Below are 26,445 nucleotides of genomic sequence, written 5' to 3' on the forward strand. Positions count from 1 at the left end.
TGGCGGGGCCGCTGAAGGGCGTGCCGGGTGGCCGTTGGGCTGTGAGCGTGCACCGGGCTGATGCAGGTGCATTGCTCTGGCGCATTGGTCGCGGTTGGGGTGTTTGTGGCTGCAACCGCTACGGCAGGTCTCGTGGCCGGCCCAGAATCAGCCGTGGCACAGTTCGCGCAGGCGTTAACAGGCCGTCCACTCAATCGCTTTGCTCCCTCTCCCACCTGGTCCCGTGCCACGCCCTGGATGTAAGAACCTGTCCACGATCTTCTGGCCGTCGGCCATACCGCGTTAAAAACAGGCTCGGAATGCTCATTTACAGCTCGTAAACTCCGCTTCCTCGCCTGTTTTTGCCTTGTCTGGCTCTAGTCCAAAAGATCGTGAACAGGTTCTAAGCCATAAACGACAATGCCCGTATCAATCGATACGGGCATTGTTTTAGCTCGGCCTCAGATGGCCAGGTTTCACACAGTCTGTCTGCGGCCCTTTTGGGTTACGGCGTGGCGCTGGGAACCTCGGCCAGCAACTGGTCGATCACCGGGGTCATCTTGGTTTCCGTACTCTGGTACTTCTTGACTGCCAGCATGCCGCGGCCGCGGAAGCGGTAGTAGGCGCTGGCCAGCAACTGGCCCTGAGGGTCGCGGATGCTCAGCTCGGCCAGCGACAGATAAGTTACCACCGACCAGGAGCGGCGTGCCGTGTAGGTGAGCACCATCGGGCAACTGCCATCGGTTGGCTGCTGGATACGGCGGGTACTGATGCCATGGCGGGCGAAGCCACGCTCCACCACGTTGAGGAAGTCGTCGACCTGCACCGCCGGGTTCTCCTGGATGCACATCGAGGCGCTCGGGGTTTTCAGGGGTTCGACGCGAATCACCGTACAGGCGCTGCTCAGGCCGATCAGGGCCAGCAGCAAGAGCAGGCGGGGGCGGTACAGGAACGGGGCGGGCATGTGCAGCTTCCTCGGGTGATCACCTGACATGCCGCCGAACGGCCGCTGCGCCAGTGGCAACGCCTGGGCGTTGCCGGCTAAAACGAAGCCCGCGTCACGTACGGCCGTGCCGGGTGATGCGGGCTGGGGCGGGATGGCCGAGTGGGCCGCCGCGCGGCTTACTTGACGCTCGCCAGGTCACCCTTGAGCGCAACGCCGGCCATGATCGCGCCGGCGTGGCATTCGTAGTTCTGCGCGTTTTTGTACTCGACGTTCTTGTAGTTGCTGGCCAGGTTGACCACGGCATTGGCGCCGGCGGCCTTGGCGGCGTTCTGGAAGGTGATCAGTGCCGATTGCAGGGCCCAGGAGCAGGCACCTTCGTCGCTCTTGTTGAAGGCGTTGGTCTTCTTGCTGGTGGTCACGCCCGACTTGATCACGTTGACCTTGCCCGCAGGCTGGGTGCCGGCCAGGTAGAACTTCACGCTGCCATCCAGGCGGCCGGCGGCAGTGGCTTCCTGCACGGCGGCCTGGAAGTCCGGGAACAGGGTGGTGTCGCGGGCCTGGCTGACGCTCGGCAGGGTAGCAGCACACAGCAGGGCGGCCAGGGTCCAGTTCTTCATGGTTTTCATGCTTCTCTCCTTGATGAGGCGTGGTTAAAGCGGGTTCTGCGCAAGGTGTGGCTTTGTTGACCCAGCGATTGTAGTTGTAATGAATCCGAGCGTCTTAGTGCCTGTTTACAGTCTTTCTTGCATCGCTTGAGCGGCGCGTAGAGGCAGATGCGCAGCGCTTCTGCCCCCTCTCCCGTTCACGGGAGAGGGTTGGGGAGAGGGGCGTTTCCGCGATCCTCAACAGGTTCTCAGCTCCAGCGCTTGAAAATCAGCGAAGTATTCACCCCGCCAAAGGCGAAGTTGTTGTTCATCACGTACTGGTTGCTCATCTGGCGGAACTCGCTGCGCAGGTAGTCCAGCTCGGCGCACTCCGGGTCGAGGTGGTCCAGGTTGAGGGTGTAGACGTAGCTGTCGGCGTTCATCATCTCGATGCTGAACCAGGACTCCAGCGCGCCGCACGCGCCCAGGGTGTGGCCGAAGAAGCTCTTCTGCGAGCTGATCGGCATGCGCGGGCCGAACAGGCTGTGGGTGGCCAGGCTCTCGGCCACGTCGCCCTGGGCGGTGGCGGTGCCGTGGCCGTTGACGTAACCGATGGCGCTGGGCGGCAGGCCGGCATCGGCCAGGGCCAGTTCCATGGCGCCGCGCATGGTCGCCTGTTCCGGTTTGGTCGCGTGGATGCCGTCGGAGTTGCAGCCGAAGCCGACGATCTCGGCATGGATGGTGGCGCCACGCGCCAGCGCATGTTCCAGCTCCTCCAGCACCAGGATGCCGGCGCCCTCGCCGATCACCAGGCCATCGCGGCCGCTGTCATAGGGGCGCGGCGACAGGTGCGGGGTGTCGTTTTTCAGGCTGGTGGCATACAGCGCGTCGAACACCATGGCTTCGGTCGGGCACAGCTCTTCGGCGCCGCCGGCCACCATCATCTGCAGGCGGCCGAACTTGATCGCCTCGTAGGCGTAGCCGATGCCCTGGCTGCCGCTGGTGCAGGCGCTGGAGGTAGGGATCAGACGGCCCTTGAGGCCGAAGAAGATGCTGATATTGGCTGCCGTGGTGTGCGGCATCATGCGGATATAGGAGTTGGCGTTGAGGCCATCCGCGACGGAATTGAGCAGCATATTGCCGAACGCCTTGACCTCGTCGGTGCTGCCGGTGGACGAGCCGCAGGCTACGCCCATACGCCCGTCGCTGATGCACGGATCGCCCAGCAGGCCGGCGTGCTCCAGGGCCCGTTCGGCGGCGTACACCGCCAGCTTGGACACCCGGCCCATGCTGCGGGTCTGCTTGCGCGTCCAGTGCTTGGGCTGCACGAAGTCGTCCACCGGGCCGCCGAGGCGGGTGTTCAGCTCGCCGAAGCGGTCCCACTCATGCATGTAGCGGATGCCGCTCTTGCCGGCCTTGAAGTTAGCCTCAATCGTCGGCCAGTCGCTGCCCAGCGAGGTCACCCCGGCCATGCCGGTGACTACAACCCGTTTACATCCGTTCATCAGCACAATCCACCATTCACCGCGAGGACCTGGCGGGTAATGTACGCCGCCTCCTCGGACATCAGGAAATTCACCGCGCCGGCGACTTCTTCCGGGGTACCCATGCGCGCCGCCGGCACCATCTTGAGGATTTCCTCCACCGGCACCTGCTCGTCGAGGATTTCGGTGTCGATCAGCCCCGGCGCCACGCAGTTGACCGTGATCTTGCGCTTGCCCAGCTCGATCGCCAGGGCCTTGGCCGCGCCGATCACGCCGGCCTTGGAGGCGCTGTAGTTGACCTGGCCGCGGTTGCCGATCAGCCCGGAAACCGAGGTGATGCAGACGATGCGCCCGGCCTTGCGCCGACGGATCATCGGCATGCAAAGCGGGTGCAGGACATTGTAGAAACCGTCCAGGTTGGTGCGCAGCACCTGGTCCCAGTCGTCCTCGGTGAGTGCCGGGAAGGCGCCGTCGCGGGTCAGCCCGGCGTTGCACACCACGCCGTAGTAGGCGCCGTGCTGCTCGACGTCCGCTTCCAGCGCCTCGCGGCAGGCGGCGCGATCGGATACGTCGAACTGCAGGATGCGCGCCTGCCGGCCCAGTTCGGCGATCTGCGCCTGCACCGCCTCGGCCTCATCGCGGCGCGAGCGGCAGTGCAGCACGAGGTCGTAGCCTGCACGCGCCAGGCGCAGGGCGATGGCCCGGCCGATGCCGCGGCTGGAGCCGGTGACCAGAATGGTTTCGCTCATGACTGGGGTTCCTGAAATTCTTCCTGAAGATAACTGGCCACCTGCGGTGGGCGGAATACGTTGAGGCGGGCGAAAACCTCGATGCCGGGGCCGCTCAGGCGGCATTCGAACACACCCATGCCGTTGTCGTCCTGCAGGGTGCGGGTGGCCTGGATATGCAGCGTGCTGCCTGCCGGGAAGCACTCGACGTTGCACTCGTACTTGCGCGTGCCGAGGAGAAAGCCCAGCTCCACCGGCAGCCCGGCCTGGCGCGCCTGGCAGCCGGCGTAGGCGGCCACGCTTTGCGCCATCAGCTCGATGCCGACCCAGGCCGGCAGGCTGCCGTCGGCCTGGTTGAACAGGCCGCCGGGGCGCACGCTCAGGCGGGTCTCGACGTCGTCGTCGCCGAAGCGCAGCACTTCGTCGATGAGGATCATGTTGCCGGCATGCGGGAGCAGCTCGGCGATCGGCCAGTGGCTCATGGCGTCTCTCCTGGTGCATCGCCGAGGATCAGGCTGACATTGCTGCCGCCGAAGGCGAAGGAGTTGCTCATCAGCCGGCGGCCGCTGGCCTTGTTCAGACGGGTGCCGGGCGTGACCAGCTGCAGGGCCGGCAGTTCGGGCTCGCCCTGGCCGTCCCACAGGTGCGGCGGCAACAGCGCGTCCGGGTTGTACTCGCTCAGGCTCAGCCAGCAGAACGCCGCTTCCAGCGCCCCGGCGGCGCCGAGGGTGTGCCCGGTCAGCGGCTTGCTCGAGGAGCAGGGCACCCCGGCCGGGAAGATCGCCGCGGTGGCCAGGCTTTCCATGGCGTCGTTGTGCGTGGTGGCCGTGCCATGCAGGTTGAGGTAGTCGATGTCGCTGGCCGCCAGGCCGGCACTGCGCAGCGCCTGGCGCATCGCTGCCTGGGCGCCGAGGCCTTGCGGGTGCGGCGCGGAAATATGGTGGGCGTCGGAGCTGGCGCCGCCGCCAAAGAAGGCGATCGGGGCCGACTCCTTGGTCATGAGGAAGAGCGCCGCACCCTCGCCGATATTGATGCCGTGGCGGTTGCGCGAGAAGGGGTTGCACGGCTCGGCGGACACCGCTTCGAGCGCCGAGAAGCCGTTCAGGGTCAGCCGACAGAGGCTGTCCACGCCGCCGCAGATCACCGCATCGCACAGCCCCTGTTGCAGCAGGCGATGGGCGCTGAGCAGGGCGCGGGCGCTGGAGGTGCAGGCGGTGGAGATGCTGTAGCACGGGCCGTCCAGGCCCAGCCAGGTGGCGAGGAAGCTGGCCGGGGCGACCAGCTCTTGCTGGGCATAGTGGTAGTGCGCCGGCAGCGCGCCCTGGTTGTAGTACTGGGCGATGCTCTGGCTGGCTTCGGCGATGCCCGAGGTGCTGGTGCCGAGCACCACGCCGACGCGGCTGGCGCCATAGCGGGCGATGGCCTCGCGCAGCGGCGCTTCGATCTGCAGGGCGGCGGCCAGCAGCAGCTGGTTGTTGCGGCTCGGCGGCAGCCCCAGGTCGGGCAGTGCGGGCAGTTCGCCACGCACGGCGCCGACGGTCAGCTCGCGTTCGGCGACCCAGCCGGGCTCGGCGCGCATGCCGCTGGCATCGCCGGCCAACAGTGCACGTGCCACGGCTTGCTTGCCCTGGCCGAGGGCGCAGAGCAGGCCGAGGGCGTTGAGGTAACTGGGCATCAAGGCTGTGCTTCCGGTTGCAGCGGCGCGACCCGGTAGTGCAGGTCGGGCGGGGTGTTCAGGGTGAAGTGCAGTGGCGTGCGGTAGTCGATCCGCCAGTCTGGATCGAGGCGGCGCTGGTCAGCGCCGGCCAGTTGCCAGTCGCCTTGCGGGTAGCGCTGCGCCAGCTCGGCGCTCGGCGTCAAAGCGAACAGCAGGGCGGCGAACAGCTCGCGGGCCTCGGCATTGGGCGGCAGCAAGCCGTCATTGCGCCACTGGCCGTGGTCCAGCAACTGGCGCGCCAGCGGCACGCCGAGCGGGTCGAACAGCGACCAGCGCAGCGCGGTGCCCTCTGCCTGCACCACCAGCAGCCAGTCCGCGCTGGCCCCGGCCTGCGCGCGCTGGATATGCAGCGACAGCGGCAGGCTCAGGCTAGGCGCGACCGCCGGCAGCGGCGTGCGGCTGGCGCAGGCGCCGAGCAGCAGGCCGAGCAGGAGGACGAAGGAGCAGCGCAGCAAGGGCATGTCCGGCTCAGTTCATCGCACAGATTTCGGCGAGCACGCCAAGGCGGCGCTTGGGCTCGGCGACATAGGGGTTGTTCAGGTCCCAGGCGTAGCCGGCGAGGATCGAGCAGATCATCCGGCGGATTTCCGGCTGGGCCTTCTCGTAATAGATCACGTCCTGGAAGCTGCCGTCGTACCAGCCCTCGACATAGGCGCGGAAGGTGTCGACGCCGCGTTTCAGCGGGATGGCGAAGTCCTGCTCCCAGTCCACCGCCTCGCCGCTCAGCTGGCGGTGCAGCAGGCCGGCGGCCATGCTCGCCGAGCGCATGGCGATGGTCACCCCGGAGCTGAACACCGGATCGAGGAATTCGGCGGCGTTGCCCAGCAGGGCGAAGCCCGGGCCGTGCAGGCTCTTGACGTTGGCCGAGTAGCCTTTCAGCTCGCGCACCGGAGTGTCCCACACGGCGTTCTGCAGGACGTTGCCGAGCGACGGCGTTTCCGCGACGAACTGGCGCAGGCAGGCTTCCATGTCCTCGGGATAGCCCTTGTAGCGCCCGGCTTCGGCGACCACGCCCAGCGAGCAGCGGCCGTTGCTGAACGGGATGGTCCAGAACCACACGTCGCGCAGGGTCGGGTGGGTGGTTATGAGGATCTTCTCGCGGTCGAAGCCGGCGTCGGCGGCGATGCGGTCCTCAACATGGGTGAACAGGGCGCGGCGCATCGGCATGTTGGACGGGGTGTCGAGGTCGAGCAGGCGCGGCAGCACGCGGCCGTAGCCGCTGCCGTCGAGGACGAAGGCGCACTCGACCTGATACTCGCCGCCATCGGCCAGGCGGCGCACGGTCAGGCGCGGGCAGGCGCCGCTGAAGTCGACGGCAGTGATCTCTTCCTCGTAGCGGATTTCCACGCCCTGGCGCTCGGCGTCATCGGCCAGCACCTTGTCGAAGCTGGCGCGCAGCACCTGGTAGGTGGAGCCCTTGCCCTCGGTGAACTTGTCGCGGAAGTCGAACTCGGTGTAGCGCTCGCCCCAGGCGAAGGCCGCGCCGTGCTTGGTCTGGAAACCGGCGGCCTGGACCGCGTCGAGCATTCCGGCTTCTTCGACGAAGTCCAGGCAGTGCGACAGCAGGCTCTCGCCGATGGAGAAGCGCGGGAAGCGCTGGCGCTCCAGCACCAGCACGTCGTGGCCGTTGCGCTTGAGCAGGGCGGCGGCGATCGCACCGGAGGGGCCGGCGCCGATTACCACGACCTGGCGTTGTTCGAGTTCAGGAGTGTTCATAGTGGCTTCTTGCCTCATGGGTCGTGGTGGCAGGACGAGGGTAGGCGCCGGTGAAGGCCGGCAGCAAGGTGGAGATCAGGCCCATCAGCATCAGGGCAAAGTACAGCTGGGTACTGATCACCTGCTGCTGCAGCAGCAGGTTGAGGAAAACGATTTCGGTCAGGCCGCGGGTGTTCAGCAGCACGCTCTCGCGCCACTGTCCGGGGCTCGGTGCCAGGCGCCCGGCGGCCCAGCTCAGACCCAGCCAGTTGCCCAGCAGCTTGCTGGCGATCGGCAGCAGCAACAGCGCGCCGAACTGCAGCCAGGAATAGCCCAGCCAGGCATTCTGCCAGTCGATCTGCAGCAGACCGTAAGCCAGGATCAGCGGCACTGCCAGCCAGGTCTGCAGGGCGGCGAACACGCTGCTTGGCAGCGGCAGGCGCAGCGGTACACGCAGCGCGGCGCTGCACAGCAGGTAGGCGATGCCGAACACCAGGGCATTCAGTTTGAGCTGTTGCATGACCAGCAGCAGCACCAGGAAACACAGGCCGTTGAAGCGCGCCGAACGGCACGGCAGCAGCTTGAACAGCAGCGGCAGGCTGGCAGCCAGCAGCGGCCAGAGCAGGGTGGCCGGCTGGCTGCTGCCCTGGGCCAGGCCGAAGATCAGCCAGCACAGCAGGTCCATGAGGATCGCCGCCTGCAGCAATTGGCGGATGCGTGCGGCGGGGTAGCGCAGGTGCTGCAGGTAGAGGAACAGCACCGGGATGGCGGTCAGGGCGAACAGCAGGCCGACGGCGATGCTGCCCAGCAGGCTCTGCGCCGGCAGCAGCCACAGCGCACAGGCCAGGCCGCAGAAGAACGGCAGGAAGAAACTGGGCAGGGCGATCTTCACGCTGTCGGCCTGCAGGTCGAGATCGATCACATCGCTGAGGATATGCCCCAGCAGCAGGGTGAAGGCCACGCCGTACAGCGGCTTGAGCCAGTCGGCGGCGAGCAGCTCGCTGGCGCCGAAACCCAGGGGCGTGCTCCACAGCATCAGCAGCGGCAGGCCGAGGGTGGCCAGCAGCAACTGGCTGACAATCGGGATCAGGCGCAGGCGGCTGCCCAGCCAGGTGGCGGCGGCGAACAGGCCGAGCAGGCCGAGCCAGAACAGCGCGATGCTCATGCCGGCACCGCCTTGGCCTGGGGCTCACGGGTGCCGGCCCAGGGCGCGAGGATAAAGCAGAACAGCAGGCCGAGGCTGATCGCCAGGCCGAAGTTGGCGATGGCCGGGGTGTCGCTGACCAGCAGCAGGCCGAACGACAGCCAACTGGTCAGCGCCGAGAGCAGGGTGCCGAGCAGGCTGACCGCCGGTCCGCCAATGTTCTCGCGCATCAGGATGGCGTAGTCGACCCCGATGGCGGTGATCAGCAGCAGGCCGAACAGGCTGAACAGGGTCAGCGGCTGGCCCAGCCAGCCGAGCCCGGCCAGGGCGGCGAGGGCGGCCAGCAGCGGCAGGCAGACCACGCGCAGGGCGCCGGCCAGGCCGAAGGGCAGGCACAGCAGCAAGAGGATCGCGGCACTGGCGACCAGCTTGAGCTGCGCGGCGCTCAGCTGGGTGGCGCTGAACAGGCCGTTCAGCTCGCCGAGGCGGTCGACCAGCTGCACGCCGGGCAGGTCCGCGCCGAGGCTGTGCAGCAGGGCGCTGTCGGCCTGGCCCTGCAGGCTGACCAGGCCGGCCACACCCTCGGCGTTGGCGCCCAGCCACAGCGGCCGCCAGGCTTCGCCCAGCGGGCCGGCCAGGGCCTGGTCGAGGCTGGGTGGCGCGCCCTCAGTCAATTCGTTCAGCTCCGCCTGCAGTGCGGCAGGCGGGATGCCCATGGCCAGCAGCGGCTGCCAGTGCTGGGGCAGGCGTTGCAGGGCGTCGCGCAGCGGCTGGCGCTGGCTGTCGGCGGCGACCAGCTGGCTGAGCGCGCGGTAACCGCGCAACCGGCCGGCGGCCACGGCCTGGTCGAGGCGCTGGGCGAGGGCGGCCTGGCGTTCGAGCAGCTGCGCTTCGTCGCTGGCGCGCACCAGGAAGAACTGGCTGGTGGGTTGCTGCCCGGTCAGCTCGCCGATGCGCTTGGCCTCGGCGAGCAGTTGCGGCTGCTGCCCCAGCCACTGGCGGATATCGTTCTGCGTGTGCAATTGCCCCAGGCCACCGGCGCAGAACAGCAGCAACAGGGCCAGCAGCGGCAGGCTGCCGACGCGACCCAGCAGGCGCGCGCGCAAGGCCAGCAGCGCGCTGCTGAAACCCAGCAAGCTGGGCGGCGGACGCAGGCGCAGGCCATTCAGCCAGGCCGGCAGCAGGCACACCGAGCAGAGGTAGGCGCCGATCAGCCCGGCGGCGGAGAACAGGGCGATCTGGGTCAGCGCCGGGAAGGGGGTGAAGGCTAGCGCCAGGTAGCCGACCAGGTTGGTGCCCAGGCTCAGGGTCAGCCCCGGCAGGGTGGCGCGCAGGGCGCCCCAGCTGGTCCAGTCGGCGCTGCCCCAGCTCTTGCTCAGGTAGTGCTGCGGGTAGTCGGCGGCCACGCCGATCAGGCTGGCGCCGAGCACCAGGGTCAGCACGTTGATCTGGCCGAACACCAGCACGCAGGCGGTGCAGCCGGCAATTAGCGCTACGCCTATCGGCAGCAGGCTGACCAGCACGCGCGGGCGGCGGAAGGCCAGCAGCAACAGCAGCAGGGTGCCGAGGGTGGCGCCCCCGCCGATCCAGCTGACTTCGCGGGTGGCCTTGGCCTGGCCAGCGGCGGCATACAGCACGCCGCCGGCGGCCAGCAGCTGACCGCCGGCGGCCGTCACCTCGGCGCGCGCCGCCGCCACGCTGGCGGCAATCGCCGGGGGTGCCTGCATGTCGAAGGCGCTGCCCAGGGTGCGCACGCGCAGCACGGCCCAGGTCATGCCCGGTTCTTCCAGCAGCAGGGCGCCGCTGCCGAGGTCGGCCTGGATGCGGCTGTTCGGGTTCAGCACTTGCTGGGCTCGGGTGCCGATACCCAGCCAGTCCTGCTCGGGCGGCAGCAGGTTGAAGCCGGCGAAGGTATCGAACAGCTGGGCGCTGCGTTGCTGGATAAAGACCTCCGGCTGCTCGATCAGCAACTGGCGATCCACCGCCGGCAGCAGGGCCAGGCGGTTGTCGCGCAGTTGCTGGCGCAGCACGGCCAGGTCGCTGTCCAGGCTCCATTGCACCCGCTCGAAGCGCTGGCTGGCCTGCCACTGCTGGCCGAGCCGCTGGACCAGGGCAATCGCCTGCTGGCGCTGCGGATGGCCGACCAGCAACAGCAGGTCGCGATTCAGCGGCTCCTGCATGCGCTGTTCGGCCTGCTGCACCAGTGCGTCGCCGGCGCCCTTGGGCAGCAGGGCGAGCATGCTCGCCGCCACCGGCGGGCCGTTGCGCCACTGCCAGACGGCCAGCACCAGCAGCGCCAGCAGGGCGATGCTGAACAGGCGCGGCAGGCTGCGCTGGGCGGCGAAGGGCTTAGCGTGCAAAGGCGTCTTGCTCCTGCGCGCTGAGGGCATCGCCCGCCTGGCTCTGCGGCATGCGCATGAGCGTGCGATCGCCCTGGGTCTCGTGCAGTTCGATGCGTTCGACCAGGGCCCCGCCGTCGATGCGGATGCTGCTGAATATCTGCTTGAGCAGCAGCGAATGCGGGATCAGGGTCAGTTGCCAGGCCGCGCTGCTGCCGCTCAGCTGCAGCTCGAAGTCGCGAGCCAGACCGCTGTGGTCGCCCTTGAGTACGGCGAGGAACAGCCGGCTCTGCTGGGCGGCGACGTCCTGACCGGGTTGCAGTTGCCAGCCTTGAGGTGTGCGGCGGGCGATGCCGGCGGCGTCGATGCGGTAGTCCTGGGTCAGCGGACTGCGCAGCTGCCAGAGCAGGCCGGCGTCGCGGCTGAGGACGAACTCGCCCTGGCTGGTCAGCGGCTGGGGCAGGGCGCGCAGGTGTTTTTCCTGGATGAACGGGCCACGGACTACGGCGGGTTTGGCCAGTTGGGCGCCCAGTTCGGTTAGGTCGAAGGCGTGGGCGGTCTGTGTCTGGGTTGCAAGGAGCAGGCACAGGGCTTTTAGGGTTTGGCTGATTATCGAAGTTGGCTGATGGCTTTGGTTTCGCCCCACCGGGCGAGTCACTTTCTCTTTGCTCGTGCAAAGAGAAAGTAACCAAAGAGAAAGCACGCCCGACATGCGGGTCTCGCTGCGCGAGACTTCCCTCGCGCCATCATCGCTCCAGGGGCCCGCCGCGAAGGGCCATCCCTGGCCCATCGCGGCTCTCGCGGCATCCATGCCGCTCAACCCCTTACGCACGGATTCTGCTCGGCCTCCTGACGGGACTGATCCCGGCACCGACTCTTGTGCCGGGCGGGCAGGCGCCAGTTGGCTTGCGGTATGGATGGCTGGTTTACAGATTGCGCAAGTTGCGTAGGGCGGGTGAAACCCGCGGGCTGTCTGTAGGAGCGAGTTCTGCTCGCGAAGGCGCCCCTCTCCCCAGCCCTCTCCCATAAATGGGAGAGGGGGCAGGCCGTGCAGGTTGAGACGTCGTAGCCCGGATGGAATCCGGGAAAGGTGGTTCAGGAAAGCTTCGTTCCCGGATTTCATCCGGGCTACAAGATGGGTACAGACCTCAAGCCAGCCACTGCCTGTTATGTGATTCCAGTGGAGCGGGCCGGGAAACGGGGTCCCCTCAGGAGGCCGAGTGGAATCCGTGCGTAAGGGGTTGAGCGGCATGGATGCCGCGAGAGCCGCGATGGGCCAGGGATGGCCCTTCGCGGCGTGCCCCTGGAGCATGGATGGAGCGAGGGAACCCTGGCGCAGCCAGGGCCGGATGTGGGGCGCGCTTTCTCTTTGGTTACTTTCTCTTTGCGCGCGCAAAGAGAAACGGAGCGAAGCGGAGTAACAGCCGAAGGCTGACCCGAAGGGCGAGTGCAGCGAGTCAAGGACTCGCCCGGCGGGGCGAAACAGAGCGTTCAGCAAGCGCAGAAAAACAGCCGAGCACAGTTCAGCAGGCCGAACTCGCCCGGCAGGGCGAAACAGGTCGCCCAGGCAGCGCAGGAAAGTGGCCAAAACTGAGTTCACGCCAGCACCCGCTCGACTGCTTCGACAAACACTCTGGGCGAAGCCAGCAGCATCTCCCGCGTGGCGATCTCCACCGCTACCTGCACGCTGCTGCCGCGGGTCATGCGTTCACCCGTGGTGGCGTCGGTGATCAGGTAGTGGATCTTCAGGCGGTTTTCCCACTCGACCAGGTCGGCGCGCACGATGATCTTCTGGCCGAACTGGGCGCCGCGGATGTAACGCAGCTGCAGGTCGATCACCGGCCAGGCGTAGCCGGCGTCGCGCATCTGCCGATAGTTGTGGCCGAGCTTGTCGAGCAGGGCGCAGCGCGCTTCCTCGAAGTACTTGACGTAGTGGCCGTGCCAGACCACGTCCAGCATGTCGACGTCGAAGAAGGGTACTGCCAGTTCGATCTGGGCCTGCAGCACGCCTTCCTTACGCATGGGCAGTCACTCCAGGCGCATTGCGCTGTTGTAGGAGCCAGCTTGCTGGCGATCCGGGCTGGCACAAGGGCATCGCCAGCAAGCTGGCTCCTACATAGAGGGACCGCTGCTTACGCATACAGCCTCCAGTGCTGGGCACGGATGCGCTCCAGGCACAGGCGCAGCTCGCCTTCCAGGGCGCGATCCTCGATCACTGGGGGGAAGTCGGCGGCCAGCTGTTCGCGCATGGCGGCAACGGGGGCGGGGATATCGATCTTGCCATCGCGCTGGCGCAGCCAGACGCCTTGATTGGCGGCCAGCAGGGTGGCGGCGGCGACCTGTTCGCTCAGTTCCAGGCTGCGCAGGGCGTCGCGGGCGGCGATGGTGCCCATGCTCACCTTGTCCTGGTTGTGGCATTCGGTGGAACGCGAGAACACGCTGGCCGGCATGGTGTTCTTCAAGGCTTCGGCGGTCCAGGCGCTGGTGCCGATCTGCACGGCCTTGAAGCCGTGGTTGATCATCGCGGTGACGCTCGGCGCGCCGGACAGGTTGCTCGGCAGGCCGTGGTTGTAGCGCACGTCGACCAGCAGGGCGAGCTGGCGGTCGAGCAGGTCGGCGACGTTGCCCACCAGGTTCTTCAGGCTGTCCATGGCGAAGGCGATATGCCCGCCGTAGAAGTGCCCGCCGTGCAGCACGCGTTCGGCTTCGGCGTCGATCAGCGGGTTGTCGTTGGCGCTGTTCAGTTCGGTCTCGATGAACTGGCGCAGCAGGCCCAGGCTGTCGGCCAGCACGCCGAGCACATGCGGTGCGCAGCGCAGCGAGTAGCGGTCCTGCAGGCGGTGCAGCGGCGCGGTCGGCGCGTCGATGGCGAGGTCCTGGCGCAGCCAGGCGGCGACCTGCATCTGCCCCGGGTGCGGCTTGGCGGCGAACAGGCGCTCGTCGAAGTGTTCCGGATTGCCCTCCAGCGCCACCACGTTGAGCGCGGTGATACGGGTGGCCAGCTTGAGCAGGTAGTCGGCGCGGGAGAACGCCAGGCAGGCCAGGGCGGTCATCACCGCGGTGCCGTTCATCAGCGCCAGGGCTTCCTTGGGGCGCAGGGTCAGCGGCGTCCAGCCCAGTTCGTTGTGTACTTCGGCGGCGCTGCGACGCTCGCCCTGGTATAGCACTTCACGTTCGCCACTGAGGGTGGCGGCGACGTAGGACAACGGGGTCAGATCGCCGCTGGCGCCGACCGAGCCTTCTTCCGGAATCAGCGGCAGCACGTCGTGCTCGAGGAATGCCTGCAGGCGCTCCAACAGCTCCACCCGTACCCCGGAGATGCCATAGCACAGCGACTGCAGGCGCGCGGCCAGCACGGCGCGGGTGCTGGCCGGATCGAGCAGCTTGCCCAGACCGCAGCCGTGGAAGGTGAACAGGTGCTTGGGCAGGGCCTCGACCTGATGCAGCGGCACGGCCACCACGCAGGAGTCGCCATAGCCGGTGGTGACGCCGTAGATCACGCCTTCCTTGTCCAGCAGGGTGTCGAGGAAGCGCGCGCCCTTGGCGATCTTCTCGCGGTAGGCGGCGTCGTTCTGCAGCTGTGCGCGGGCCTGGCGCTGGGACAGGGCCACGACCTGCTCGATGGACAGGTGGGCTTCGCCGAAGATCACCGGGTCAGGCTGATGTGTCGTCATGTGCATTCCAGAACGGATAAAAGTTGAACCATTGCAACGGCGCGTCCAGGCAGCGTTGGCCCAGGCGCTCGGCATAGCGTTGTGCCCACTGACGGATGACCGCCTCGCGCTCGCTGCGCTTCCACTCGATGCGCGCGGCGAACGGCTCGATGATCACCTGGTAGCGGCCGTCGATCTTCAGGCAGTTGAGCAGGTTGACCGCACAGTGCAGCAGTCCGGCCAGCAGCCACGGCCCTTGCGGGAAGGCGGCGGACTGGCCGAGGAAGTCCACGTTGACGTTGCGCCCGCCGTGCAGCGGCACGCGGTCGCCGGCGATCGCCAGCCACTCGCCGCGCTCCAGGCGCTCGGACAATTGCAGCATGATCGCCGGGTCCAGTTCGCTGACCTGGATCAGGCGCAGGTGACTGGCGCCGGCCTCGCCGAGTAGGCGGTTGAACTGTTCGGCGTGCTTGGTGTGCACCAGCACGTTCATCGTCACATGCTCGCCGAGTTCGGCCAGGGCGCGACAGACCTCGAGGTTGCCCAGGTGCGCGCCGACCAGCATCTGCCCGCGCTCCTGGCGATGCAGCTGGCCGCGCAGGTCGTGCGGGTCGACCAGGGTGATCTGCTGCAGGCCGAGCTTGCCGTTCCATACATCGAGCTTGTCGAGCAGGGTGTCGGCGAAGCTCATGAACTGGCGGAACACCCGGCGCCAGCTCGGGCGCAGCTCGTCGCGGCCGCTCCAGGTGGCGAGGTGGCTCTGGTACTGCCAGATGCTGCGGCGCGCCTGGGCGCCGAAGACGAAGAAATACAGGACGATGGCGTAGATCAGCGGGCTGATCAGGCGCCGGCCGAGCAGGCGCGCCAGCACCGCGGTGAGCTTCATCAGCGCATAGCTGCCACGCTCGCGCTGGCCGGCCCAGTGGGCTGCCGGTTGCTGGCTCATGCCTGCCACCGCCGCCAGAGAATCGCCGGGGCGCGCAGCAACATGCCGAAGAACAGCTTGGCGTGCATCTTCGAGATCAGCGCGTTGTCGTGGAACAGGCGGAAGTGCGAGAGACCGTCCAGCGGGTAGTGCACCTGGGTCGGCAGCCAGCGCATCGGCTGGTTGCGCCAGGCCAGGCGCACCAGGATCTCGGTGTCGAAATCCATGCGCCGGCCCAGCTGGCAACTGTCGATCAGCGCCAGGGTGGCGGGCAGCGGGTAGACGCGAAAGCCGCACATGGAGTCGCGGATCGCCAGCGACAGGCTGTTGATCCACACCCAGACGTGGGTCAGGTAGCGCGCGTACAGGCGGGTTTTCGGCACGCTGGCATCGTACAGCGGATAGCCGCAGACCAGCGCCTGCGGGTGGACGCGGGATTCGGCGAGAAAACCGGCGACATCGCTGAGGTCGTGCTGGCCATCGGCGTCGACCTGCAGCGCGTGGCTGAAGCCCAGGCGCTGCGCCTCGCGCAGGCCGGCCATCACCGCGCCGCCCTTGCCCTGGTTGACCGCCAGGCGCAGCAGAAAGGTGTCGGCCTGCTCGGCCAACTGATCCATGACGGCCGCGCATTCAGCGCTGGAGGCATCGTCGACCAGCACGCAGGGCAGACCGGCGTCGCGCAGGGCGGCGACCACCACGGGTAGCGCATGCTCGTGGTTGTACACCGGAATCACCGCACAAGCTTTATGCACCGGCGGCCTCCAGCAGGATGCGACCCGAGGAGCAGGCCGCCTCGCCGTTGCGATAGGCGAAGTACAGTTTGCCGCGCTCGGCGTCGAAGCGCAGGCTCAGTTGCAGGCGGTCGCCGGGGCGTACCAGCTGCTGGAACTTCAGTACTTCCATGCCGCAGAAGCGCGGTGGCAGGTCGGCAATCAACTCGCGGGCCAGTTGCTGGGCCCAGTCGACCTGGACCACGCCGGGCAGCACCGGGGTCTGCGGGAAGTGGCCGGTGAAGTGCGCGAGGTCCGGCGGTATGTCCAGCTCCAGCTGCCACTCGCCGTCTTGCTCGACAGCCGAGCGTGGCGCCACGCGGGTCGGCCGCTCGGCGGTGAGCAGGCGTTCGACTTCGGCCTGGGCCAGCTTGCCCTGGCTGCTGTAGGGCAGCTCGGCGAGCAGGCGCCAGCGGCGTGGCAGGGCCAGCGCTTCGCAGTGCCCGGCCAGGTGCCGGCGCAGGGTTTCGGTGAGGGTCTTGCGTCCCTGGTTGCGCAGGGCGTGCAGGCCGGCCGGGCTGAGGGCGAGCAGCGCGCCGAGGTAGGCGCGGCCCTGCTGGATCACTCCCAGGCGCGCGTCGGCGACCCAGGCGTGGCTGAGCAGGGCCTGCTCCAGCATGGGCAGGGAGATGCGCTTTTCTTCCAGTTTGACGATGCGGTCCAGGCGCCCACGCAGCACAAAGCGGCCATCGGCGCCGATCTCCACCGCGTCGGCGGTCTGTTCGCGCTGCCCGGCCGGCAGGTAGGGCGAGCTCAGGTTGAGCGCGCCGTCGGCGTTCTGCCCCAGCTCGATGCCGGCAAATGGCGTCCACGGATCAAAGCCCTGGCGCCAGGCGATGCCGCCGGTTTCCGAGCTGCCGTAGATTTCCGTCGGCCACTGGCCGAGCAAGCCGTGCAGCTCGGTGGCGGTCTCGGCCGGCAGGGCGCCTCCGGAGGAAAACACCCGGCGCACCTGGCGCAGGGCCGGCCAGTCGAGGTTGTCGCCCATTCTTTTTAATAGCGCAGGACTGGCCACCCAGGCGAAACCAGTGGCAATTGCCAGGCTCTCGCGCTGCAGATCCTCGGGGAACGGCTGGGCGCGGCGCAGGAATGGGCGGCCGGCGCACAGCGGCCAGAGCACGCGGAACAGCAGGCCGTAGATATGCTGGGCGGCGACGCTGCCAAGAATGGTGGCAGCGCCGAGCTCGGCCCCCCCACTGCTGCTCCAGGGCGTCCACTTCATTGGCCAGCTGGCGCAGGGATTTGTCGATCAGCTTGGGTTCGCCGCTGGAGCCGGAGGTGCACAGGGTCAGGCGGCACTGGTCGAGATCGAGGGCAGCAGCGGGCAGTGGTGCGCCGTCCAGCGCAGCGTCGTCCAGGTTGTCCAGCCACAGCTCGACCTGGGCGCCCAGGCGCTCGCGGGTCTGCGCCTGCGCATCGGCCGGCAGCAGCACCTGCACGCCAGCTCGCCAGGCGCCGAGCAGGGCGATGGCCAGCTCGCCGGCATCTTCGATGTGCAGGGCCAGGCGGCGCACGCCACGCGCCTGCAGAGCGCCGGCCAGGGCCAGGGCACGCTGGCGCAGTTCCGCATGCGCCATGTCCGGCGTTACCGGACGGCTCGGCTGAGCCTCCAGCAATAGATTGCCAAGGGGCAACCAGGTCATGCCTGTCTCCTTACACGCTGGCGCACCAGCCACTCACCGGCAAACAGCAGGCCCATCAGGCCGTAGGCGATCAGCCCGGTATACAGGGTCCACCAGCTCAGCGGTGCCCACAGGTTGAGGGCGATCACCACCAGGCCGTTGGCCAGAAAGAACAGCGCCCACACCTGGGTCACGCTACGCGTGTAGCGCACCGCCACGTCGGGTAGGTCGGGTTCGCTGAGGCGCGCCAGGCGCTCGATCAGCGGCGGGCCGAACTTCAGGCTGAGGCCGAACAGCGCCAGCAGCAGGCCGTTGAGCAGCACCGGGTACCAGCGCAGCAGCTCCGCCTCGCCGGCCAGGCCGAGCAGCAGGCAGAAGCCCAGGGCCACGCCGGCCATCCAGCGGTTGCCCGGCTTGCCGCGTTGCACCAGGGCGCGCGCCAGCCATAGGCCGCCGAGCAGCAGGGCGAACACGCGCGGTGACAGGTGCTCCATGCCGAAATACACGGCAAACGGATAGAGCAACCCCGCTACCACCAGCAGCAGGCCAAGCAATTTACTCATGTTCAGTCTTGCGCCGGCGTGGCGTTAACCACCTGGTACACGGCCTCGACCACGTCGCCGACGGTGCGCACGGCCTTGAACTCTTCGGCGGCGATCTTCTTGCCGGTCTGGCGCTTGATATGGTCGATCAGGTCGACGGCGTCGATGCTGTCGATTTCCAGGTCCTGGTACAGGTTGGCGTCCAGGGTCACGCGCTCGGCGTCCAGCTCGAACAGCTCGACCAGAGCGTCCTGCAGGGTGACGAAAATCTCTTCACGGCTTTGCATCACGGCGTCCTCAGGCAACCTTTTTCGCGGCAACGAAGGCAGCCAGGCTGGCCACGTTGGCGAAATGTTGGCGGGTGTCCTTGGCTTCGGCGTCGATCTTGATGCCGAAACGTTTCTGGATCGCCAGGCCCAGCTCGAGGGCGTCCACCGAATCCAGGCCCAGGCCGTCACCGAACAGGGTCAGGTCGGCGGCGATGTCTTCGGCCACCATGTCTTCGAGGCCGAGGGCTTCGATGATCAGGTTCTTGATCTCAGTTTGCAGATCGCTCATCTGTTGCGAGCTCCTTCATAAAGTGTTGGTGCAGGTGGTCGTTGAGTTTGCGCGAGGCGATGGGCAGCGGGGCCTGCGCGGTGAATTGCTGTGGGTCGATATCCTCGCCCACACGCAGGCGAAAGTGAAAACGGCGCGACGGAATGCTGTACCAGGGCTCGGCCTTGGTCAGGGTGGTCGGACTGACGCTGATCACCACTGGGGTCACCAGGCGCGCGCCGCGCACGGCAATGGCCGCGGCGCCACGGTGAAACTCGGGGTTGTGCCCCGGCGTGGTGCGCGTGCCTTCGGGGAAGATCACCAGGGTCTGGCCTTCCTGCAGGGCGCCGGCGGCCTCGTCGAGCATGTCCATGCTGCCGCTGTTGCTGATGAAACCGGCGGCGCGGATCGGTCCGCGCATGCTCGGGTTGTCCCACAGGCTCTGCTTGACCACGCAGTTGGCATCGCGGATGAAGGCGATCAGCACCACCACGTCGATCAGCGAGGGGTGGTTGGCGATCACCATCTGCCCGGGGCGGCCGAGGCGCTCGATGCCTTCGACTTCGTAGGTCAGTACGCCGCTGTGGTACATGAAGCGCACGAACTTGTAGAAGGTCCAGCTGACCACCGCGCGCGCCCGGGTGCGCCGGGTCAGGGCGTCGCCGGGGAGCAGGGCGAGCAGCGGGAACACCAGCACGCGCAGCAGCACGCCGCCGATGCCGAACAGGCTGAAGCTGGCGGCCGTGGCGAACAGGCGCCAGAGGTAGGGCGCGCTGCGCGGGCTCAGGCCGTGTTGCGAGACCATGTCCATTGCCTGTTCTTCCAGTGGTGGTGCAGGGAGGTTTGCCCGTTGCCCAGGGCGCGAACCAGTTCGAGCGCATGGGGCCAGGTGCTGCGCGGCCCGCTGCCGGGCTGCAGGCGCAGTTGCCAGTCGTTGCCGGGGGTAAGCAGCAGGGCTACGGCATAGGAAAACGGCACGTCGTCGATGAAGGGCGCGTACAGCGCCGGCGGGGTTTCTTCGGCGACCACCAGCAGCACGGCGGGCGCGCCGTCGCCGTGCAGGCTGGCGGCTTCCAACAGGCCCTGTTCGAGGCCATCGCCTTCGCCAGCCAGGGCGCTCATTTCGCTGCTGTCGGCGCGCAGGATCGACCACAGGCCGATGATCGCGTTATGCACCGAGAGGCTGAACTGGGTCGGCGACAGCGGCTCGTTGCGCGCCAGGTCGGCGAGGATGTTCAGGGTGCGCGGGGTTTCCCCATGGCGGCTGACGAACACCAGCGGCAGCGGGCCCTGGGTCTCGGCGATGGGCCAGGACACATGGAACAGCATGCGCGCCAGACGGCTCAGGCGGCGGCGCTGCATGGCGGGGAGAAAACTGACATCCGGCTGCTGGCCTTCATCAGCGGGCGCGAAAGGCGCCTGTTGCCAGGCCTGCCAATCGTCCACGGTGTCGAGGCCAGGTGCCCAGGCGCGCCATTGATCGATCTTGAAATAAGTCACGCGGCGCACTCTTCCTGGCCCCTTGCGGCCTTCCTTGTCTACGGCGAAACCCCCGCCGGCAGTGGAATTGCGGCCGGGGTCATGGCGAGGTGCCGGCATTATCCCGTCCCGGCCCGACCTGTGCAAACTTTGACACAATTGAGGCGCCAGGCGGTTTTTTGCCCGATTTTGCGAATTCCTCGCCCTTGTCATGCGCTTTGCATAGAATCCACCCCATTCGGGCTCAGGGAGGTGTGTCATGCGGCGAGTGGTGTTCAACCAGAAGGGCGGTGTGGGCAAGTCCAGCATTGCCTGCAACCTGGCAGCGGTAAGTGCAGCGGAGGGTTATCGCACCCTGCTGGTCGACCTGGATGCCCAGGCCAACTCGACCCACTACCTGACCGGCCTGACCGGCGACGATATCCCCATGGGGATCGCCGAGTTCTTCAAACAGTCGCTGTCGTCGTTTGCCAAGAAAGGCACGGTAGACATCTACGAGACGCCTTTCGAAAACCTGCATGTGGTCACCGCCACCGCCGAGCTGGCCGATCTGCAGCCCAAGCTCGAGGCCAAGCACAAGATCAACAAGCTGCGCAAACTGCTGGAAGAGCTGGGCGAGGAATACGACCGGATCTACCTGGATACCCCGCCGGCATTGAACTTCTATACCGTTTCCGCACTGATCGCCGCCGATCGCGTGCTGATTCCCTTCGACTGCGACAGCTTCTCCCGTCAGGCCCTGTACGGCCTGCTGCGCGAGATCGAGGAGCTCAAGGAAGACCACAACGAGGGTCTGGAAGTCGAAGGCATCGTGGTCAACCAGTTCCAGCCACGGGCGACCCTGCCGCAGCAACTGCTCGATGAACTGATCGAGGAAGGCCTGCCGGTACTGCCGGTCAACCTGATGAGCTCGGTGCGCATGCGCGAGTCGCATCAGGCCTGCATTCCGCTGATCCACCTGGACCGCAGCCACAAGCTGACCCAGCAGTTCGTCGAGCTGCACCGGTTGCTGGAAAGCTGAGTTATCCCGCAGATACAAGAAAGGCGCCTGAGGGCGCCTTTTTCGTTAGGTAGGGCGGGTGCAACCCGCGTGTCCGGTCTGGCTTCGGTGGCGCGGGTTGCACCCGCCCTACGTTCTGGCTTTCAGCGCACCACGAAGATGTCGCACGGTGCCTTGTGCAAAAAGTGCTGGGCCAGGCTGCCGAGCAGGGCCTGGGACAGCGCGCCGCGACCATGGCAGCCGAGTACCAGCAACTGCGGCTGGCGCGTGTTGATGCATTCCTGCAGGCCGCGGAGGATGCCGCCCTGCTTGATTTCATAGGACAGACTCGGGCTGCCAGGCGGCAGTTGCTGGGTCTCGTCGGCAATCAGCTGATCGATCAGGGCGTGCTGGGTGGCGACCTGGGTGGCGCTGTCGGCCTGCTTCTTCTGCGGCTCGAAGACATGCAGGGCATGGATATTGGCCTCGGCCGGCAACAGCTGGCAGGCGCGGTTGAGTGCGGTGCAGGCACACAGGGAGAAATCCAGGGCCGATAGCGCGCTGGTGTAGGGCGTCGCTTCGTCACGGGCCACCAGCAGCAGCGGCACCGTACAGCGCCGGGCAATACGGTCGAGGGTGGTGCCGGAGAAAAACTCGTGGCGCTGGTGGTGGGCGCCCAGTACCAGTAGGTCGGCACCGAGCAGTTGCACCTGCTCCAGCACGGCGTCGGATGGCTTGCCGTGGCAGAGCTTGAGCTCACAGCCGGGTGGGGCGAACTGGGTAAGGCTGTTGTCCAGGCTCTGCTGGACCTTCTCCTGTTCGGTCTGGCTGAGGCCGCCGTCGAGGACATGCAGCAGGGTCAGGCGGGCATTGTGCTGGCGGGCCAGTTGCGTGGCGCGGCGTAGGGCGAGGTCGGCAGTGCTGCGCAGGTCGTGGGCAATAAGGATGTGTCTGATCATCTGGTGTTCCCCTCCGCGCAGCGAACTCCCGCCACGCTGTAAAACCTCTATTGGGTTCTTAATCTGACTCCCATTGTTAGACCTGCTTTTGATCTACGGCAAGTCCCGTGCGTCTGGGTTTTTCAATTGTGCGGGGCTTTTCTCCGTGCGCCGGCAAGTTTGCTGTGCTGCTGCATTAGCCGATGGTTTCCTGCCGGCCGAGAGTCTTCTGCCGCAGCCAGTCGTCGAAGGCGCGCAGCAATCCATCCAGCTCGTTGTCCAGCAGTTGCAGCTGCAGTTCGATCTGCGCCTGATCGCCCCGCCGGATCGCGTCTTCCAGGCGCAGGCTGATGGGCGGCAGGCTGACCGCACCGAGGCTGCCGAGGCTGCCGCGCAGGTTGTGGATCAGGCCGATGGCGTCGGCCTCGCGGCCCTCCTGCAGGGCTTTGGTGGTTTGCCGGAGCGGCTCGTTGCCGCGGGTGATGAGTTCCTTCACCAGCGCACGCAGGGTCTGGTTCATCTGTGGGTTGACCGTGCAGAGCAGGTCGAGGGTGTCCACGGCCAGCAGTGTCGAGCTTTCGCCGGGCAATGGCAGGTGGGGGCTGATCGACTTGAGGTCGCCGGGGGTATAGCGCAGGCGCTTGAGGTTGCTCAGCAGGGCGCTGACATCCACCGGCTTGGCGATGAACAGGTCCATGCCCGCCCGCTCGCACTCGTCGCGCTCGGCATGGCTGACGCCGGCGCTCATGGCCAGCACCGGCAGGCGCAGGCGCAGTTCCTGGCGAATGATGCGGGTGGCGGTGATGCCGTCCATGCCCGGCATCTGTACGTCCATCAACACCAGGTCGAAGGCCTCGGGTTGCTGGCGCAGCAGTTCGATGGCATGCCGGCCATCGCTGGCCAGGGTCAAGCGGGCACCCTGTTGTTCGAGGATGCCCTGGGTCACGATCTGGTCCATCAGGTTGTCTTCCACCAACAGGATGCGCATGGCCTGCAGTTCACGCCGCGGTGCCGGTTCGCGGGAGTCTGCCGCCGTGTTCGGCTGGCTCAGGGTTTCCTGCAGCACGCCGAGCAGGCTGGAACGGGTCACCGGCTTGAGCAGCAGATCGCTGACCGGTAGCTGGCGACCATTGCTGGTGAGGTGTTCACGGGCGAAGGCGTTGACCATCAGCAGGCTGGGTGGCAGGGCTGTGGCCGAACTCTGCGCCAGCAGGGCGAGGGTTTGCAGGCCGTTGAGTTCGGCCATGTTCCAGTCGACCAGCAGCAGGTCATAGGGTTGTTGTGTCGTGTCGGCCTGCTGGAACAGCAGTTGCGCCACCGAACCGGAGTCGGCCTGGTCGACCCGGCAGTGCAGGCTCTCGAGCAACTGCTGGAGGATCTGCCGGCTTTTCTGGTTGTCATCCACCAGCAGCACACGCAGGCCGTGGAGCTGCTCGGGCAGATCCGGCAGGGGCGGTTCGTCGAGTGTGGCCAGCGGCAGGCTGAATTGAAAGGCGCTGCCCTGGCTGGGGGTGCTGCGCACATCCATGCGCCCACCCATCAGTTCCACCAGGCGGGCACTGATCTCCAGTCCCAGGCCGACATCGGCGTGCCGCCGCGACTGGCTGGCGTCCTCCTGAGTGAACACCTCGTGCAGGTTGTTCAGCTGGGTCTGGCTCATGCCGATGCCGCTATCGGTGACGCTGAACAGCAGCTGCTGCTCTTCGCCAGAGGCTTGCCGCTCGATGCGCAGTTCGATCTCGCCCTGCTGGGTGTACTTGATGGCATTGGCGACCAGGTTGACCAGCACCTGCTGCAGGCGCTGGCGATCGGCCTGCAGCTGTTGCGGCACGTCGGGCGCCACCTGGATGAGCAGTTCCACATCGCGATTGCCGGCCAGCAGGGTCATCAGCGAGGCCATCTGCCGCAGCAGCTCTTGCAGTTCGAATTGCACCGGCTCCAGTTGCAGGCGCCCGGCCTCGATCTTGGAGAAGTCGAGGATGTCGCTGATCACCGCCAGCAGCGACTTGCCGGCATCGCGCAGCATGTCCAGGTACTTGCGTTGGGTGGCGTTGAGCTCGGTGTTGCCGAGCAGGTGGGCGATGCCCAGCACGCCATTCATCGGGGTGCGGATCTCCCGGCTCATGTTGGCGAGGAACTCGCTCTTGGTGCGGTTGGCTTTCTCCGCGGCGATGCGCAGCAGGTTGAGCTTGTGCTGGGCTTCGACCTTGTCGTGGATGTCGTCGATCTGCACGATCAGCTCGTCGGCGCCGGCATGGCCGGGCAGGCGCGCCACGGTGACATGCGCCCAGAACGGCTGGCCGTCGTGACGCAGCAGGCGTTTGTCGAGGGCGTAGTAGGCAATCTCGCCGGCCAGCAGTTCGGCGAGCTTGTCGTGGTTGCTGGTGCGGTCATCGGGGTGGCTGAGGTCGAGGTGGTGCATGCCGAGCAGTTGCGCGCGCGGGTAGCCGAACATCTCGCACAGGCGGCTGTTGGCCTCGCAGATCTGCCCCTGGGCATTGGCCAGGGCCACGCCAGTGCCGGCAAACGCCAGGGCGCCGCGGAAGCGTTGTTCGCTGACACGGAAGTCGTTCTCGCGCAGGCGCGCCTGCTGCAGGCTGCTCGCCAGCAGCAGGGCCGGCAGCATGACCACCAGGATCGGCAGGTACAGCAGCAGGTTCTGCCATTGGGCAATGAATGGCGGCGGAAGGAAGTAGCCGAATGACAGCAGGGCGCTGACCAGCAGGGCTACGCAGAGGTTGAACAGGGCGACATTGATCACGTTCAGGTACAGCGCGGTGAAGATCAGCGGCACGCTCAGGTAGACGAACGGGAACGGTAGGAACAGCAGCGCGAGGATGCTTACACCCATGCTCAGCATCAGCAGCGCCGGGGTCAGCAGTGGGTCGAGCGCTGCCAGCAGGGCGGCGCTACCACGCTGGCGCCAGATCAGCGCCAGCGGCAGCACGGCTACCGCACCGGTGCAGGCACTGGCGAACCAGCCCAGCCACAGGTCGCGGTAGCTGCCCATGTGTCCCTGGCCGAGTAGCAGGGCGCCCAGGCTGGCACCGGCGAGGACCGGCCAGAAGCAGCCATTGAGCAGTACGGCCAGCAGTGCCCGCGGGTTGTCGGTGAACGCGCTGGCCAGGCCACAGCGTTGCACTAGCCAGGCGGCCAGGGTGGCTTCACAGAGGTTTGCCGCGGTGAAATACAGGGCAATGCGCAGGGGGTCGCCAAACAGCAACTCGCAGGCGATGTTGGTCAGGGCTACGGCCAGCAGCAGCAATGGCCAGCGGCGTAGCGGATGCATGACCAGGAAGGCGCAGACGATGGCGTTGGCGGGCCACAGGTTGGCCATGCTCGACGGTTGCCGGGTCAGGTACAGGGCCAGCAGGGCGGAGCTGGCGTAGCACAGGGCCAGCAGCAGGGCTTCACGCAGCAGAGGCGGCTGGCGGCTGTTCATGATGGCTGGGCGCGCCGCTGGCGCCGGTAGGCGAAAAATACCAGCAGGCCGGTGAGCGCCAGCAGGCCCACAGCAACTGCGGCGAGGAGCAGGCTGCCGGGCTGTTTGCTGGCACCGGGTAGCTGCTCCAGCCAGGGCTGCATCAACTCCTCGCGCTCGGCCAGGCTGAGGGAGTGCAGGCCGGCTTCGAGGATGCGCCCCAGTTCGGGCCAGTCCTTGCGGTAGGCAAAGCTCAGCGGGTAGTTGAAGCCGATCCCCGTACCAATCTGCAGGCCCTGGAAGGCCTCTTCCTTGAGCAGGTAGCTGGCGCTACCCAGGTCCATCACCGCCGCGGCCACCTGGCGTTTCTGCAGGGCTTGCAGGCCGGCGCGGTCGGTCGGCAGGGCCAGCCATTGCACGCTGGGATAGCTGTCGCGGACAAAACGCTCGACCGCATAGCCGTCACCCACGGCCACGCGCATGCCGGTCAGTTGCTTGAGGGTCAGGCTGTTGCGCTGTTCGCCGCGCACTACCAGCACCGTGGGCACCTCTACATAGGGCGAGGTGAAGGCCAGGTAGGCGGCCCGCTCGGCGGTCGGGCGCAGTGAAGTGAGCAGGTCGAGATGGCCGCGCCGGGCCTGGTCGAGCAGTTCGTTGAGGGGCAGCGCCGGCTGTTGCTGCAGGGGCAGGCCGAGACGCTCCTGCAGGGCGCGCAGCACATCATGGGAGAGCCCGTGGGGCTGGTGCTGTGGGTCAACGAAGATGAACGGCGCGTAGTCGGCCTCGGCCGCCCAGTTGATGGTCGGGTGACTGGCCAGCCATTGCTGCAGCTCCGGTTCCAGTTGCAGCGGTGCGGCCGCCAGCCGGGCACTGGCCAGTACGAGCAGAAACAGAGGGAAGAGACGCCGCAAGCGTTGCATGTCCAGCCGGTCCTTCAGCGTCCTGCTGTGGTGGTTGAACGAT

24 protein-coding genes and 1 pseudogene are annotated in these 26,445 nt (G+C 67.1%); 1 reads left to right on the forward strand and 24 read right to left on the reverse strand.

The genetic code is table 11. From position 1 onward, the window contains the following. Positions 1-484: 484 nt before the first annotated feature. The 21 genes and pseudogenes from LRS11_RS07615 to LRS11_RS07715 all read right to left on the reverse strand — a co-directional run bounded on the left by LRS11_RS07615 (position 485) and on the right by LRS11_RS07715 (position 20,165). Positions 485-943 (reverse strand): Sbal_3080 family lipoprotein, encoded by a 459-nt coding sequence (locus LRS11_RS07615; RefSeq protein WP_260496254.1) that lies wholly within the window; start codon positions 941-943, stop codon positions 485-487. Positions 944-1,101: 158 nt separating this feature from the next. Then, a complete protein-coding gene (locus LRS11_RS07620) occupies positions 1,102-1,551 on the reverse strand; it encodes an excinuclease (protein ID WP_260496255.1) in 450 nt (149 codons plus the stop codon). Positions 1,552-1,778: 227 nt separating this feature from the next. After that, positions 1,779-3,014: a beta-ketoacyl-ACP synthase gene (locus LRS11_RS07625; RefSeq protein WP_260496256.1), complete on the reverse strand. Its 1,236-nt coding sequence runs from the start codon at positions 3,012-3,014 to the stop codon at positions 1,779-1,781. After that, the gene (gene fabG / locus LRS11_RS07630) at positions 3,014-3,742 is read right to left on the reverse strand and encodes a 3-oxoacyl-ACP reductase FabG (protein ID WP_260496257.1); all 729 of its coding nucleotides are present in this window, start codon (positions 3,740-3,742) and stop codon (positions 3,014-3,016) included. Before fabG ends, LRS11_RS07625 begins: the two co-directional genes overlap by 1 nt. Beyond that, on the reverse strand, positions 3,739-4,203 hold the full coding sequence (locus tag LRS11_RS07635; RefSeq protein WP_260496258.1) for a hotdog family protein: 465 nt from the start codon (positions 4,201-4,203) through the stop codon (positions 3,739-3,741). Before LRS11_RS07635 ends, fabG begins: the two co-directional genes overlap by 4 nt. Then, positions 4,200-5,396 (reverse strand): beta-ketoacyl-[acyl-carrier-protein] synthase family protein, encoded by a 1,197-nt coding sequence (locus LRS11_RS07640; protein WP_260496259.1) that lies wholly within the window; start codon positions 5,394-5,396, stop codon positions 4,200-4,202. Before LRS11_RS07640 ends, LRS11_RS07635 begins: the two co-directional genes overlap by 4 nt. Further along, entirely contained in the window at positions 5,396-5,899 is a 504-nt protein-coding gene (locus tag LRS11_RS07645; protein ID WP_260496260.1) for a DUF3261 domain-containing protein, read from the reverse strand. The genes LRS11_RS07640 and LRS11_RS07645 overlap by 1 nt, the downstream gene beginning before the upstream one ends. Before the next feature lie 7 nt (positions 5,900-5,906). Further along, positions 5,907-7,154, reverse strand: a complete 1,248-nt coding sequence (locus LRS11_RS07650) for an NAD(P)/FAD-dependent oxidoreductase (RefSeq protein WP_260496261.1) — start codon at positions 7,152-7,154, stop codon at positions 5,907-5,909. Then, positions 7,141-8,298 (reverse strand): sodium:proton antiporter, encoded by a 1,158-nt coding sequence (locus LRS11_RS07655; protein WP_260496262.1) that lies wholly within the window; start codon positions 8,296-8,298, stop codon positions 7,141-7,143. Before LRS11_RS07655 ends, LRS11_RS07650 begins: the two co-directional genes overlap by 14 nt. After that, the gene (locus LRS11_RS07660; protein ID WP_260496263.1) at positions 8,295-10,637 is read right to left on the reverse strand and encodes an MMPL family transporter; all 2,343 of its coding nucleotides are present in this window, start codon (positions 10,635-10,637) and stop codon (positions 8,295-8,297) included. Before LRS11_RS07660 ends, LRS11_RS07655 begins: the two co-directional genes overlap by 4 nt. Then, positions 10,627-11,262 (reverse strand): outer membrane lipoprotein carrier protein LolA, encoded by a 636-nt coding sequence (locus LRS11_RS07665; protein ID WP_409519791.1) that lies wholly within the window; start codon positions 11,260-11,262, stop codon positions 10,627-10,629. Before LRS11_RS07665 ends, LRS11_RS07660 begins: the two co-directional genes overlap by 11 nt. A 950-nt stretch (positions 11,263-12,212) precedes the next feature. Then, positions 12,213-12,638 (reverse strand): thioesterase family protein, encoded by a 426-nt coding sequence (locus LRS11_RS07670; protein ID WP_260496264.1) that lies wholly within the window; start codon positions 12,636-12,638, stop codon positions 12,213-12,215. A gap of 110 nt (positions 12,639-12,748) precedes the next feature. After that, positions 12,749-14,290 carry a histidine ammonia-lyase gene (gene hutH / locus LRS11_RS07675; protein ID WP_260496265.1) on the reverse strand — a complete coding sequence of 514 codons (1,542 nt, stop codon included), beginning with the start codon at positions 14,288-14,290 and terminating at the stop codon, positions 12,749-12,751. Continuing rightward, positions 14,271-15,215 (reverse strand): glycosyl transferase, encoded by a 945-nt coding sequence (locus LRS11_RS07680; RefSeq protein WP_260496266.1) that lies wholly within the window; start codon positions 15,213-15,215, stop codon positions 14,271-14,273. Before LRS11_RS07680 ends, hutH begins: the two co-directional genes overlap by 20 nt. Beyond that, positions 15,212-15,946, reverse strand: coding sequence for a glycosyltransferase family 2 protein (locus LRS11_RS07685; RefSeq protein ID WP_260496267.1), 735 nt, complete (start codon positions 15,944-15,946; stop codon positions 15,212-15,214). Before LRS11_RS07685 ends, LRS11_RS07680 begins: the two co-directional genes overlap by 4 nt. Beyond that, positions 15,939-17,607: pseudogene (locus tag LRS11_RS07690) on the reverse strand (AMP-binding protein). Before LRS11_RS07690 ends, LRS11_RS07685 begins: the two are co-directional and overlap by 8 nt. Beyond that, positions 17,604-18,149, reverse strand: coding sequence for a hypothetical protein (locus LRS11_RS07695; protein ID WP_260496268.1), 546 nt, complete (start codon positions 18,147-18,149; stop codon positions 17,604-17,606). The pseudogene LRS11_RS07690 and the gene LRS11_RS07695 overlap by 4 nt, the downstream one beginning before the upstream one ends. A gap of 2 nt (positions 18,150-18,151) precedes the next feature. Then, positions 18,152-18,415 (reverse strand): acyl carrier protein, encoded by a 264-nt coding sequence (locus tag LRS11_RS07700; protein ID WP_260496269.1) that lies wholly within the window; start codon positions 18,413-18,415, stop codon positions 18,152-18,154. Between the two features lie 10 nt (positions 18,416-18,425). After that, positions 18,426-18,686 carry a phosphopantetheine-binding protein gene (locus LRS11_RS07705; RefSeq protein ID WP_173209871.1) on the reverse strand — a complete coding sequence of 87 codons (261 nt, stop codon included), beginning with the start codon at positions 18,684-18,686 and terminating at the stop codon, positions 18,426-18,428. After that, positions 18,667-19,476 carry a 1-acyl-sn-glycerol-3-phosphate acyltransferase gene (locus LRS11_RS07710; RefSeq protein ID WP_260496270.1) on the reverse strand — a complete coding sequence of 270 codons (810 nt, stop codon included), beginning with the start codon at positions 19,474-19,476 and terminating at the stop codon, positions 18,667-18,669. Before LRS11_RS07710 ends, LRS11_RS07705 begins: the two co-directional genes overlap by 20 nt. After that, entirely contained in the window at positions 19,449-20,165 is a 717-nt protein-coding gene (locus LRS11_RS07715) for a beta-ketoacyl synthase chain length factor (protein ID WP_260496271.1), read from the reverse strand. The genes LRS11_RS07710 and LRS11_RS07715 overlap by 28 nt, the downstream gene beginning before the upstream one ends. A gap of 238 nt (positions 20,166-20,403) precedes the next feature. Between LRS11_RS07715 and LRS11_RS07720 the strand changes: the two genes are divergently transcribed. After that, positions 20,404-21,165 carry a ParA family protein gene (locus tag LRS11_RS07720; RefSeq protein ID WP_260496272.1) on the forward strand — a complete coding sequence of 254 codons (762 nt, stop codon included), beginning with the start codon at positions 20,404-20,406 and terminating at the stop codon, positions 21,163-21,165. Between the two features lie 122 nt (positions 21,166-21,287). On the opposite strand, the gene LRS11_RS07725 is transcribed toward LRS11_RS07720, so the two are convergent. The 3 genes from LRS11_RS07725 to LRS11_RS07735 all read right to left on the reverse strand — a co-directional run bounded on the left by LRS11_RS07725 (position 21,288) and on the right by LRS11_RS07735 (position 26,402). After that, complete coding sequence (locus LRS11_RS07725; RefSeq protein ID WP_260496273.1) at positions 21,288-22,082, reverse strand: universal stress protein; 795 nt, start codon at positions 22,080-22,082, stop codon at positions 21,288-21,290. A 175-nt stretch (positions 22,083-22,257) separates the two neighbouring features. Beyond that, complete coding sequence (locus tag LRS11_RS07730; protein WP_260496274.1) at positions 22,258-25,503, reverse strand: response regulator; 3,246 nt, start codon at positions 25,501-25,503, stop codon at positions 22,258-22,260. Then, positions 25,500-26,402, reverse strand: coding sequence for a transporter substrate-binding domain-containing protein (locus LRS11_RS07735; RefSeq protein ID WP_260496275.1), 903 nt, complete (start codon positions 26,400-26,402; stop codon positions 25,500-25,502). The genes LRS11_RS07730 and LRS11_RS07735 overlap by 4 nt, the downstream gene beginning before the upstream one ends. Between the last annotated feature and the right edge of the window lie 43 nt (positions 26,403-26,445).

It is taken from the genome of Pseudomonas sp. J452, assembly GCF_024666525.1.
Taxonomy (GTDB): Bacteria; Pseudomonadota; Gammaproteobacteria; order Pseudomonadales; family Pseudomonadaceae; genus Aquipseudomonas.